The 12844-nt window shown below is 67.6% G+C and carries 13 protein-coding genes; all 13 read left to right on the top strand.

Features of this window, described 5'->3' with window-relative positions:
* Positions 1 to 708: SPASM domain-containing protein (locus HY703_12720; protein ID MBI4546056.1), on the top strand; the 708-nt coding region annotated here is incomplete at its 5' end.
* Positions 705 to 2489: a cytochrome ubiquinol oxidase subunit I gene (locus HY703_12715; GenBank protein ID MBI4546055.1), complete on the top strand. Its 1785-nt coding sequence runs from the start codon at positions 705 to 707 to the stop codon at positions 2487 to 2489. The genes HY703_12720 and HY703_12715, both read left to right, overlap by 4 nt.
* Positions 2486 to 3325, top strand: a complete 840-nt coding sequence (locus tag HY703_12710) for a c-type cytochrome (protein ID MBI4546054.1) — start codon at positions 2486 to 2488, stop codon at positions 3323 to 3325. Before HY703_12715 ends, HY703_12710 begins: the two co-directional genes overlap by 4 nt.
* Positions 3326 to 3479: 154 nt before the next feature.
* Positions 3480 to 4271, top strand: a complete 792-nt coding sequence (locus HY703_12705; protein MBI4546053.1) for a cytochrome c — start codon at positions 3480 to 3482, stop codon at positions 4269 to 4271.
* Positions 4272 to 4374: 103 nt separating this feature from the next.
* Positions 4375 to 5946, top strand: a complete 1572-nt coding sequence (locus tag HY703_12700) for a c-type cytochrome (protein MBI4546052.1) — start codon at positions 4375 to 4377, stop codon at positions 5944 to 5946.
* A 24-nt stretch (positions 5947 to 5970) separates the two neighbouring features.
* Positions 5971 to 6915 (top strand): carboxypeptidase regulatory-like domain-containing protein, encoded by a 945-nt coding sequence (locus tag HY703_12695; GenBank protein MBI4546051.1) that lies wholly within the window; start codon positions 5971 to 5973, stop codon positions 6913 to 6915.
* A gap of 153 nt (positions 6916 to 7068) precedes the next feature.
* Positions 7069 to 7731, top strand: a complete 663-nt coding sequence (coxB, locus tag HY703_12690) for a cytochrome c oxidase subunit II (protein ID MBI4546050.1) — start codon at positions 7069 to 7071, stop codon at positions 7729 to 7731.
* Between the two features lie 49 nt (positions 7732 to 7780).
* Complete coding sequence (locus HY703_12685) at positions 7781 to 9562, top strand: cbb3-type cytochrome c oxidase subunit I (protein ID MBI4546049.1); 1782 nt, start codon at positions 7781 to 7783, stop codon at positions 9560 to 9562.
* Positions 9563 to 9779: 217 nt separating this feature from the next.
* Entirely contained in the window at positions 9780 to 10427 is a 648-nt protein-coding gene (locus HY703_12680) for a heme-copper oxidase subunit III (GenBank protein ID MBI4546048.1), read from the top strand.
* A gap of 19 nt (positions 10428 to 10446) precedes the next feature.
* The gene (locus HY703_12675) at positions 10447 to 10929 is read left to right on the top strand and encodes a cytochrome C oxidase subunit IV family protein (protein ID MBI4546047.1); all 483 of its coding nucleotides are present in this window, start codon (positions 10447 to 10449) and stop codon (positions 10927 to 10929) included.
* A 7-nt stretch (positions 10930 to 10936) separates the two neighbouring features.
* Positions 10937 to 11794: a protoheme IX farnesyltransferase gene (cyoE, locus tag HY703_12670; GenBank protein MBI4546046.1), complete on the top strand. Its 858-nt coding sequence runs from the start codon at positions 10937 to 10939 to the stop codon at positions 11792 to 11794.
* A gap of 103 nt (positions 11795 to 11897) precedes the next feature.
* Entirely contained in the window at positions 11898 to 12092 is a 195-nt protein-coding gene (locus HY703_12665; protein ID MBI4546045.1) for a hypothetical protein, read from the top strand.
* 3 nt (positions 12093 to 12095) lie between these two features.
* On the top strand, positions 12096 to 12844 hold a 749-nt coding region (locus tag HY703_12660; GenBank protein ID MBI4546044.1), incomplete at its 3' end, for a hypothetical protein.

Below are 12844 nucleotides of genomic sequence, written 5' to 3'. Positions count from 1 at the left end.
CGCGGCCTCGAGCCGCGGGAGAACGACGAGGTGCTGGTGGAGCTGCTGGCGCTCGAGCAGGAGTACCGGGGCCGGATGATGGTGCGCTCGAAGTGCCAGCCGCAGATCATGCGGCACGCATACCAGGCCGCTGCCGATTCGCCGCTCCTCAATTACGAGACCCGCTGCCCCTGCGGCGTGCAGTACTGCCGCATCACGCCGGAGGGCAAGCTGACGCCCTGTCCCTATCTGCCCGCGGTCGCCGGCGACCTGCGGCGCCAGAGCTTCGCGGAGGTCTGGACCGGCTCCGCGCTGTTCCGGGCACTGCGCGAGGGCGAGCTGGGCGGGAAGTGCGGGCGCTGCGAGTACCGCAAGGTGTGCGGCGGCTGCCGGGCGCGGGCGTTTGCCGAAGGCGGGGACTACCTCGGCCCGGACCTCTCCTGCGCTTACGAGCCCAGCGGCGAGGCGGCGCTGGTCGAGCCCCGGGCGCGTGTGACCTACGGCATGGCGGAAGCGCCGGGGCTGCGCTGGACGCCCGAGGCGCGCCAGCGGATCGCGCGGGTGCCCAGCTTCGTACGCGCCGTGGTCGTAGCCCGGGTCGAGGAGTATGCGCGCGAGCACCGCTACGCGGAGGTCACGGCCGTGCTGCTGGACGAGGTGCGGCAGCAGTTGCCGGTCGACTTCTCGAAGCGGCGGCCCTTCTTCCTGCGCGCCCGGGGCGATTCGTGAGCCGCCGGAACTCGAGCCGTTTCGGGACCCGCGCGCGCGCGCTGTGGCTCGTCCTGGCCGCCGGCGCGGGACTGCTCCTCATCTCCGCCCTGACGGGGGGCGAGCTGCTCGCGCAGCAGGCCAGCGCCGGGCGCGAGTACGGCAGCTTCCCCCGCATCGGCAGCCGCACGGCCGTCTGGATAGCCGCGGAAGTGCACCTCATGTTTGCGGCCTTTGTGCTGGGCGTGCCGATCTTCGCGGTCATGACCGAATTGATCGGCATCCTGGGGAAGGACGAGCGCTACGACCGGCTGTCCAAGGAGTTCACGCGCCTGCTCCTGGTGGCCTACAGCGCCACGGCCATATGGGGCACCGTCCTGGTCTTCTTCCTGACCACGCTGTACCCCCGGGTCTGGGCCCACCTGACCGAGATCTTCGAGCTGTCCATGTGGGTCTACGCCGGCCTCTTCTTCCTCGAGTCGTTCACGCTCTACCTCTACTACTACGGCTGGGACCGCTGGAAGTATGGGGCCGCCAAGTGGTGGCACTGGACACTGGGCATCCTGCTCAACGTCTGGGGCACCACGGTCATGTTCATTGCCAATGCCTGGCTCAGCTACATGATGAGCCCGCCCGCAGCCGTGACGCCGGACGCCGCGCCCGGGGGCGTGAAGTTGTGGAGCGCTATCGCCAACGCGACCTGGATGCCCATCAACATTCACCGGCTGATCGCCAACGTGGTGTTCGGCGGAGCGGTGGTCGCAGCGTATGCGGCGTACCGCTTCCTGGCGGCGCGCACGGACGAGGAGCGCGCGCACTACGACTGGATGGGCTATGTGGGCAACTTCATCGCCATCAGCGCGCTGATCATCCTCCCCTTCGCGGGCTACTGGCTGGGCCGCGAGGTCTATGCTTACAACCAGCAGATGGGCACCACCATGATGGGCGGCTTCATGAGCTGGCTCTGGATCATCCAGGCCTTCCTCATCGGCGTGCTCTTCCTGGCAGGCAACTACTACCTCTGGGTAGGCATGGGCCGCATCCCGGGGGCCGAGCGCTTCGTGCCCTACACGCGCTGGATGCTGCTGATCCTGATCGCCGGCGTGATCGTCTGGGCGACGCCGCACACCATGATCGCGAGCCGCGAGGAGCTCGAGGCCATGGGCGGTTCGCACCACCCCTTCCTGGGCGTGCTGGGTCTCATGAGCGCCAAGAACACGGCGGTCAACCTCATGATCCTGACCACCTTTCTGTCCTTCCTGCTTTACCGGCGGGCGAACGCCGTGCCGCAGGTGAGCTGGGCCAGGACGGCGACGCAGGTGCAGGGCGTGATCTTCGTGCTGGCCGCCACCGTGGTCACCTTTTACGGCATCCGCGGCTACTTCGTCTCGGCCATCGTGCGCATCGGCTTCAGCGTCTACCAGGTGCTGGCCGTGCTCTTCGCCATTGTCTCGGTCACCACGCTCGACGTGCTCATGTTGCGCGGCGCCGGCTCGCGCGGCGCGATCCGCTGGGGCGAGATGCCGGCCCGCTCGCAGTACGCGCTCTTCGTGCTGGCCGTGACCTTCACCTGGCTCATGGGGCTCATGGGCTTCGCCCGCAGCGGCATCCGCCAGCACTGGCACATCTGGGAAGTGATGCGCGACCGGAGCGAGTGGGCCGCCACGCCCGCCCTGGGCTACGGAGCCCAGGTGATCAGCGTCTGCGTGCTGATCTTCCTCGGGCTCATTGGCTTCGTGTTCTGGCTGGGCGGCCTGGTCGAGAAGCCCAAGCTGGTGCCAGAGGCGGCGGAGGGGGATTGAGGGAGCGACCGGCGATGCTGGCGACTAACCTCAAGATCCTGGGCGTGGTGCTGGCCACCGTGGCGTTCTATACGCTGCTGGCCAACATGATTCCGCAGCTCGAGTCGGAAGTACCCGAGGAGGTAGCGTTCGGCGGCGAGGTCACGCCCGAGGAGCTGGTTGCGGCGGGCGAGCAGCTCTTCACTGGCGCCGGCGGCTGCACGGCCTGCCATGGCCTGGGCGCGCGTGCGCCGAACCTGCTCACGGACGAGAAGGGCACGGGTACGATCGGCGCGCGCTGCGGCGAGCGGGTCCCGGGCCTGACCTGCAAGGAGTACCTGCACGAGTCGCTGGTCGCGCCCGGCAAGTTCGTGGTGGCCGGCTTTCCGGCCATGCCGGACGTGACGCGCGGCCTCACGCCCACCCAGATCTGGACCCTGGTCGCGTTCCTCGAGATTCAGGGCGGGCAGGTGGACGTCACGGCCGAGGACATCGCGCGGGCGGAGCAGGCCAGTGGTGGCGGCGCCCCGGCGCCCGCGCCTGGCGCCACTGCTGCCGCGCCGGCGCCTGCCGGCCCGCCCGCGGGCGCCAGCCTCGAGCCGCTGGCGATCCTGCGCGGCAGCGGCTGCTTCGGCTGCCATCAGCTAGGCGATGAGGGGGCGCCCGTGGGCCCGCCGTTCACCGGCATGGGCACTCGCCTCACCCCGGATCGCATCCGTCGCGCGATCCTCGAGCCGAACGCGGATACCGCTCGCGGTTACGAGGCCATGGCGGGCGTCATGCCGCCCAACTTCGGGCAGCAGCTCTCGGCGGCGCAGCTCGAGGCGCTGGTCCGGTTCCTTTCGGGGTTGAAGTGAGTGGGTCATTGTCGTCCCGAGCGGAGACGCGCGGAGCGCGGCAGAGTCGAGGGATCTTAGCGGACGTGACTGCGCGCAGACGCCTCGAGAAGATCCCTCCGCTGCGCGACGGCGTGCGTCGCTCCGGTCAGGACGACCAGCAGAGGATCCATTGGTGAGAGAATACCTCCGGCATCCTTTCTGGCAGGCGCTGCTGCTGCTCGTACTGGCTTACGCGCTCTTCGAGTTCGGCATCGCCTACCTGCCGCCGCTCTTCGGCTTCGAAAGCGCGCCCGTGCCCGATAGCGTGCTGCTGCAGTACATGGCGACCGTGCTCGTAGGCCTGCTCATCTACGTGAGCGACAGCGAGGCACGCTGGCGCGAGTTCAAGCAGCCGCTGCAGGCGCTGGTCGTTGACCCGGACAAGCGCACGCTGCGCCTCGTGCTGCTGGTCACGGTGCCGCTGCTGGTGGGCTTCATCACCTACGAGCAAGTGCGGCCGACTGTCTCGCCGCCGCCCAGCCTGCGTTCGATCCACCCCTCGAACCCTGGCCGCATCGATTTCCGGGGCAGGGCGATCACGCTCGCGGGGCTGGAGAACCCGCTGCGCGCGGACGGCTCGATCGCGGAGGATTACCAGCGGGGGAAGCAGATCTACTACCAGAACTGCGTACCCTGCCACGGCGACGGCCTGGACGGGCGGGGACATTACGCGCACGGCTTCAACCCTGCGCCACTGGACTTCACGGACAACGGCACGATTGCGCAGCTCACGGAGAGCTTCGTGTTCTGGCGCGTCGCCAAAGGCGGCCCGGGGCTGCCGCGCGAGGGCACGCCGTGGAACTCGGCCATGCCGGCGTGGGAGGAGTTCCTGACCGAGGAGGAGATCTGGGCGGTGATCATCTTCCTGTACGAGCAGACCGGCTGGGCGCCGCGCACCTGGGAGGAGCTGGCGGCGAATGAGTAACCCCCTTCGCGTTGCTGGGCCGGACGCAGCGACGCAGCCACGCTGCGACGCAGGGATCGGCTCGCCTCAAGCCTGCCCTGCGTCTCCGCGTCTCTGCGTCCCTGTGGCTCCCTATCTGGCGCGGGTGAGCTGGATAGCTGCCACGCTCGTTGTGGGCGCTGCTGGCCCGGGCCATACCCAGCAGCCCCACCCGGGCAAAGCCGTGTACGACAAGTGGTGCGCCGGCTGCCACGGCGTCGAGGGGAAGGGAGACGGCCCGGCCGCCGCGTACATGCTGCCGCGGCCCCGCGACTTCACGCAGGCGCTCTACCAGATCCGGTCCACGCCCAGTGGCGCGCTGCCACTGGATTCCGACATCAGGCGCGTCATTGACCAGGGCATGCCGGGCACGGCTATGCCCGGCTGGAAGGACAAGCTGAGCAAGTCGCAGCGGGAGGCGCTGGTCGCCTACCTGAAAACCTTCTCCCGCTTCTTCCAGTCGGAGCAGGCGCCCCAGGCCATGGAATTCGGCCGCCCGCCCGGAGTAGGCGAGGAAGCTCTTGCGCAAGGCCGCGAATTGTTCAATAAGATCGAGTGCTGGAAGTGTCATGGCCGGGCGGGACGGGGAGACGGGCCGTCGGCGCCCACCCAGGAAGACGACAACGGGTTCCCCATCCGGCCGTCTGACCTCACCGAGAACTGGTACTTCAACGGCGGCGGCAGTGCCGAGGAGATCTACCGCCGCCTGCGCACCGGCCTGGACGGCACACCCATGCCTTCGTTCACGGACCTGCTCGAGTCCAAGTTCCTGACCGAGGAGCAGTTGTGGCGCGTGGCGCAGTATGTCCGCAGCCTGGCACCGGAGAAGCCGCCGCGCGTGCGCGAGGTCGTGCGGGCCCAGCGCAGGGAAGGCCCAATGCCCGCCTCGCCCGAGGACAGTGCCTGGGCGAATGTCGAGCGCTACTACATCCCGCTGGTGGGGCAGATCATGGTGCGGGCGCGCTGGTTCTCCCCGACCGTGGACGGGGTGTGGGTCCAGGCGCTGCACAACGGCCGGGAGCTCGCGCTGCGGCTGGTCTGGCACGACCCCTCGCGCAGCCCGGACCCCGAGTGGTTCGAGTGGCAGGACCGGCTGCGCGTGCACATGGAACCGGCGGACGGCGACACGGCGGCCGCGGGCCCGCTGCCGGATGCGCTGGCCGTGCAGTTCCCGCGCAGCATCCCCGCGCCCATGGCGCCGCGGCCGCACTTCCTCATGGGCAATGCGCGGGACCCGGTTTATTTGTGGCACTGGCAGAGCCGGCCCGATACGGTCGTCGAGGCGCTGGGCCGTGGCCTCGGCCGGATCGAGCCGCTGGGCACGCAGCAGCAGGCGGTCACGGCGAGCGCGACCTTCGATCAGGCCGAGTGGCGGCTGCTGCTGCGTCGCACGCTGACCACGGCCGACAGCGCCGGCCGGCTGCAGTTCCGCACGGGCGAAACGATTCCGCTCGCGCTCTTTGCCTGGGACGGATCGAGCGGCGAGCGCGGCACGCGCGGCGCCATCAGCTCGTGGTATTATCTTTATCTCGATCCGCCCGCTTCCAGCACCGTCTACACCGCGCCGCTGCTGGCCACCGTACTGACGGCGGGGCTCGGCCTGCTGGTCGTCGCCAGGGCGCAACGCAGGGAGAAGCAGCACCGGGAGAACACGTAAACCCAGGGGCGAGAGGGAGGCACCATGTTTAGAAGGGCAAGGGCAGGAGCTAGAGTCAATAGTGGGGCGAAGGCCTGCGAACACGTCGCTCGATTCGGATTCGCGAACCGGCGTGGGGTCGCGTTGCTGGCCGCGGCCTTCGCGGCCGGGCTGGCTCTGGCCTGTGGCGGAGGGGCCGACGAGCAGCCGGAAGCGGCCGGCGAGGCGCCCGCCGCGGCTGCCCCTGCCATGGAGGTCGCCAATGCAGGCATGATCACCGGCAAAGTGAACTTCCAGGGGACGGCGCCGCAGGCCAAGCGCATCGACATGAGTGAGGAGCCGACTTGCGCAGACAAGCACGCGCAGGGCGCATTCACGGAAGAGGTCGTGGCCAATCCGAACGGCACCCTGCGCCACGTCTTTGTCTACGTGAAGCAGGGACTTCCCGACCAGGCGTTCCCCGTGCCCGCGGAAGGCGTTACCATTGATCAGAACGGCTGCCTCTACCAGCCGCACGTGCTGGGCCTCCAGGCCAATCAGAACCTGATCATCAAGAACAGTGACGGGCTGCTGCACAACATCAACGCCAAGCCGACGGAGAACCGCGGCTTCAACATCAGCCAGCCCACCACCATGGAATCGAAGCGCTCGTTCCGCACGCCCGAGGTAATGATCCCGGTCGAATGCGATGTCCATGGCTGGATGAAAGCTTACATTGGCGTGCTGAGCCACCCCTACTTCGCGGTTTCCGGCGGGGATGGCAGCTTCACGATCAAGAACCTGCCGCCCGGCGATTACGTGCTCGAGGCGTGGCACGAGAGGTACGGCACCCAGACCATGAACGTGACAGTCGGCCCGCAGGAGACCAAAGACGTGCAGTTCACGTACAACGCCGGCATGGCGGAGAATGCAGTGGTCCCGCTGGGCCGGCCCCTCGAGCTGCACGACCATGCGGGCGGCCACACGGCTCACGGCGGCGCGGGGAGCTGAGGAGTCGGGCGAGCTGTCATCGCGAGTGGAGGGGGCGCGACGCGCCGCCGGACGACTGTCATCCCGAGCGGAGGGGCGCAGCGCGCCCCCGGAGTCGAGGGATCTTCTTTTCGGACCATTGGCGGATTCTCAGGTGAACAGGAGAAGAGCGTCATGAAGTGGGGGTTTCCTGAAAGCGTCTCCACCTACGGCGGGGACATCGACGCGATGTACGCGATCATCCTCTACGTCACGGGGGCGATGTTCCTGGTGGTCGAGGCGACTCTGATCTACTTCATCATCCGCTACCGGCGCCGCGAGGGCGGCAAAGCGGACTACGTGCACGGCCACCTGCGCACGGAGATCATCTGGACGCTGGTGCCCTTCGTGCTGGTGGCGATGCTGGCCGTCACCAGCGCCGGCACGTGGCTGGACCTCAAGCACCCTTCGCGCTTTCCGGCCGCGGGTCTGGATCTGAAGGTGAGGGCCAAGCAATTTGAGTGGAACGTGACCTATCCCGGCGCCGATGGGCGGCTGGGCACCGGGGACGACTTCGTGAAGCGGAACCAGCTCCACCTCCCCACGGGCGTGCCGGTGCGCCTCACACTCTCGGCGGAAGACGTGATCCACTCCTTCTTCCTGCCCGAGTTCCGAGTGAAGCAGGACGCGGTCCCGGGCATGGAGACGTCGGTGTGGTTCGAGGCGACGAAGCCCGGCACCTACGTCCTGGGCTGCGCCGAGCTGTGCGGCCTGGGGCACTACAAGATGAGGGGCACGGTGACCGTGCACACCCCCCAGGAGTTCCAACGTTGGCAGCAGGAGCAGGGCGCGTCATGAGGACGTCGCCCGGCCCACTCCCAGCACCGCAGGATCGAGGAAGAATGCTATGAGCACAATGGCCATACCGCAGGCTGCGGCCGCCGTGCACCTGCACGATGACCGGCCCTTCATCCGGCGCTACATCTTCTCCACGGACCACAAGATCATCGGGATCCAGTTCCTCTTCATGAGTCTGCTGTTCCTGCTGGTGGGTGGACTGCTGGCCATGATGATGCGCTGGCAACTGGCCTGGCCCGCGGACGCGCAGCACCCGCTGCCGGGCGGGTCGCTCCTCCCCGAGACCATGGTGGCGCAAGGAATCATGCTGCCCGAGTTCTACAACTCGCTCATGACCATGCACGGCACCATCTTGGTCTTCTTCGCCATCATGCCGCTGCTGGTCGGCGTGTTCGCCAACTACTTGATCCCGCTGCAGTGCGGCGCGCCGGACATGGCGTTCCCGCGGCTGAACATGCTCTCGTTCTGGACAGCAGTTCCCGCGGGCGTGCTGATGGTGGCCGGCTTCTTCGTGCAGGGCGGGCACGCCGCCGCGGGCTGGACGGCGTACGCGCCGCTCAGCGCGGTGCCCGAGTACAGCGGCGTCTCCACCGGGCAGGTGCTGTGGACCGTGAGCCTCATCATTCTCGGCTTCTCTTCCCTCATGGGAGCGGTGAACTACATCAGCACGGTCATCAACATGCGGGCGCCCGGCATGACCTGGTTCCGCCTGCCGCTCCCCGTGTGGGCGCTGTTCATCACCTCCGTCCTGATCCTGCTGGCCATGCCCGTGCTGGCCGGAGCGCTCATCCTGCTGCTCTTCGATCAGGTGCTGGGCACCAGCTTCTACCTGCCGCAGGCGAATGGCGAGCCGCTCCTCTGGCAGCACCTGTTCTGGTTCTTCGGCCACCCGGAGGTATACATCCTGATCCTGCCCGCCTTCGGCTTTGTGTCCGAGATCCTGGCCAACGGCGCACGCAAGCCGATCTTCGGCTACCACGCCATGGTGCTGGCCATTGTGGCCATCGCCTTCCTGGGCTGGATCGTGTGGGGCCACCACATGTTCCAGAGCGGGATGAATCCCATGCTGGGCAACACCTTCATGTTTTCCACCATGGTGATCGCGGTGCCCACGGCCATCAAGGTGTTCAACTGGCTGGGCACGCTGTGGCGCGGCAGCATCCAGTTCCAGGTGCCCATGCTGAACGCCATAGCCTTTGTGGCCATGTTCGTGATCGGCGGGCTGTCCGGGGTGTTCCTGGCCTCCACGCCCGTGGACATCTTCTATCACGACACCTACTTCGTGGTCGCGCACATCCATTACGTGCTGTTCGGCGGCAGCCTGTTCGGCATCTTCGCGGCCATCACCTACTGGTTCCCGAAGATGTTCGGGCGCATGATGAGCGAGCGGCTGGGCAAGATCCACTTCTTCCTGACCTTCCTCTTCTTCAACCTGGCCTTCTTCCCCATGCACAACCTGGGGAACGCGGGCATGATGCGCCGGATCTACGACTACCGGCAGTACGCGCATCTGGCAGACCTGCAGCCGCTGAACGAGTTCATCAGCCTGAGCGCGTTCGCGCTGGGCGTGACCCAGTTGCTCTTTGCCTTCAACTTCCTCTGGAGCCTGTTCCGAGGGAAGAAGGCGGAGCAGAACCCGTGGCGCGCCAACTCGCTCGAGTGGAGCGCGCCCTCGCCGCCGCCGCACGGCAACTTCGCGGTGACGCCGATCGTGTACCGGGGGCCGTACGAGTACAGCTCACCGGAATCGGCGGAGGATTACCTGCCGCAGGACCAGCCGCCGGCAGAGCAGCCGGTGCCCGCGCCGGACCTGGTGCCGGCCAGCAGTTGAAGCAGGGCTGGTGCTTGCTGGCTGTTCCGATCCCGATCCCCATCCCGATCCCGATCCCGGGCGGGCAGGGCGGCTCGGAACAGCCGGCGAGGCCGGGCATCGAACTGCAAGAACCGGGATGGGTCAGGGCATCCGTCCGCTGGGAGAGCAGGGAAGTATCGCCGTCCGGTCGGGATCGGGATCGGGATCGATGAGAGAGGAAAAATAGGAGCGCGAGATGAGTCATGCCGCAGCCATAGCGATTCCCCAGCGCCAGCCTATGCCGGGCATGGGCGTCTACAACCTGAAGCTGGGGATGTGGGTGTTCCTGCTGTCAGAAGTCATGTTCTTCACGGGGCTGATCGGCGCGTACATCATCCTGCGTTTTGCGCACCCGGGCGACTACGCGCGGCCGGGCGAGGTGTTGAACGTGCCGCTAACGGCGCTGAACACGTTCATCCTCATCTGCAGCAGTGTGACCATGGTAAAGGCGTTCGCGGCTGCCGAGCTCGGCGACCAGCGCGGGCTGCGCCTCTGGCTGCTGGCGACAGTGGCGCTGGGCGCGTTCTTCCTGAGCATCCAGGCGATCGAGTACTACAAGCTGGCCAGTGAGGGCTTCGTGCCCATGGCTTCGCTGTACAATGTGCACGGCCCCGACGGTGCGCTGCTGGGACAGCCACTGTACGGCATGACCTTCTACACGCTCACCGGCTTCCACGGCATGCACGTCACCATCGGCGTGCTGTGCATGAGCTTCACGACCTATAAGGCGTTCCGGGGTGCCTACACGCAGGCGGGCCACGGCGGGGTCGAGATCATGGGGTTGTACTGGCACTTCGTGGACCTGGTGTGGATCATCCTGTTCACTATCGTCTACCTGATCTGAGCCGAGACTGGAGAAAGCCATGCAGTACGCTGCAGAAGCCACCAAGACTGCCGCCGTCCCCCGGCTCTTCCTCTGGGGGTTCGGCACCGCCGGCCTCGTGCTGGGCGTGATTGACGGTTACCTGCTGCAGGAGACGTTGGCGGCGGCGGCGGCGGGCGGGATCATGGGCGCACTCTTAGCCGTGGGCGGTGTGCTGCTGGCGTCGAAGCCGCGGCCGCAGGACCTGCTGCCGGCAGAGCCGCCGCACAAGGCGCAGCCCAACTACTTGCTGATCTGGGCGGTGCTGTTCGTACTCACGGTGGTCGAGATCTTCGTCGCGTTCGCCGGGCTGCCGCGAACTTATGTCCTGCTCGCGTTGGTGTTGCTGGCGATCTGGAAGGCGCTGCTGGTGGCGCTGTACTACATGCACCTGCGCTTCGAGCCGCGTCGCCTGTGGATCCTGGCCGCCGCGCCGCTGCCACTGGCCGTGATTCTGGTGATCGCCGTGATCCAGGAGTTCTAGCAGCCGGATGCTCAGCGCTTTCTGGCAACTGACCAAGCCCGGCATCACCCGCCTGGTGCTGCTCACGGCCGCCGTGGCCTTCTACCTGGCGGCGCCCGCCGCTGTCGACGTCGTGCGCCTGCTCCTTACGCTGCTCGGCGTCGGACTGGTGGCCAGCGGCACCAATGCGCTGAACCAGTATGCAGAGCGGGATGTGGACGCGCGCATGCGCCGCACGCGAGGCCGCCCCCTTCCCGCGGGTCGGCTCCGGCCGGGGCAGGCGCTGGGCTTCGGCCTCGCCATCTCGATGCTGGGGCTGCTCGAGCTGCTGCTGCTGGTCAGCGCGGTGACCATGCTGATCGTGGCGGTAAGCCTGACCAGCTACGTGTTCGTCTACACGCCGCTCAAGCGGCGAACTTCGCTCTCCACGGTGGTGGGCGCGCTGCCTGGCGCGCTGCCGGTACTGGCCGGCTGGACGGCGGCCAATGGCGCGCTGCTCGACGTTCGGGGCTGGACACTCTTTCTCATCCTGTTCTTCTGGCAGCTCCCCCACTTCCTGGCGCTGGCGTGGATCTACCGCGATGATTACCGTGAGGGCGGGCTTGCCATGCTGAGCGTAGCGGACGCCGACGGCGCCAGGACCGGCCGGCAAATCCTGGCGTACACGCTGGCCCTGCTCCCGGTCAGCCTGCTGCTCACGCCGCTCGGGCTGACCGGGCCAATCTATTTCGCCGGGGCGCTGGCGCTGGGCCTGGCGTTCCTCGGCCTGGGCGCCGCCGTGCACTGGCGGCGTACGGAGCAACGGGCGCGCCGGCTGTTCCTCGCCTCGGTGACGTACCTGCCTGCGCTCTTCGCGCTCATGGTGCTGGACAAGGTCCGGCACTGAACGGTTCCCGCGCTTGCGCGGAGAGCGACCTGCGGCTGGTTCAACAAGCAGCCGACTGCGCGGGCGTGAGCCGGCAGCCAGCGCTGCAACCTGTGGTGCTCGTATGAATCATGGCTTGATGCAAGGCATGTGGTGGGCCGGGGTGCTGCTGGCGCTGGTGCCGCTGTTGTTGGGCGCCGGTATCGGCATTGTGGTCCTGCTTCACCACCGGGCGGTGCAGCGCTCGGCCATGGGCGCGGCTGCGGGCACGCCTCCTGCACCGACCGGGCCGGAAGCGTCGCCCTCCGACATGGAGTGAGCCATGAAGCGCAACGCGACCGTGGTACGGGGCGGGCTGGCCGGCGTGGTCGCGGCCACGGCGCTGGCTGTCTTCTTCCTGGTCGTGGACACCGTCGAGGGGCGGCCGCTCTACACCCCCGCCTTCCTGGCCAGTGTGCTGGCGGGGCTGGGTGAGGTGGAAATCGGATTCGGCTTGATCGCCATGTACACGGCGCTGCACTACGCCGTCTTCATCCTCATCGGCATGGGCGTCGTCTGGCTGCTGCACCGGACGGAGACCGGCGCCAGCTACCTGCTCGGCATTGTGCTCGGCTTTCTCCTCTTCGACGTTATCTTCTACGCCGGCGTGCTGATAACCGGCGTGGACGTGGTGCGGGAGCTGGGCTGGCCAGAGCTGATGTCCGGCAACCTGATCGCCGGCCTGGTGCTCATGGGGTACCTGCGCTCGAGCGGGCTGGAGCCCACCGTGAGCTGGCGCACGGTGCTGCGGCAGCACCGCATCATCCGGGAGGGCCTGATCGCAGGGGCGCTGGGCGCCGGCGCCGTCGCGCTCTGGTTCCTCGTCCTGGACGTCATCCTGGGTCGGATCTTTTTCACGCCTGCAGCGCTCGGTTCTGCGCTCTTTTTCGGCGCACGCCGGGCTGCGGATATCCAGATCACGGGCGCGACCGTGCTGGGGTACACCGTGGTCCACGTAGCCGCGTTCCTGCTCACGGGGTTCGTGGCCGCCGCGCTGGCCACGGAGGCGGAGCGCGATCCGCCGCTACTCTT

The organism is Gemmatimonadota bacterium, assembly GCA_016209965.1.
In the GTDB taxonomy this organism is placed as follows: Bacteria; Gemmatimonadota; Gemmatimonadetes; order Longimicrobiales; family RSA9; genus JACQVE01.
This window is presented reverse-complemented; position numbering and strand designations above follow the sequence as displayed.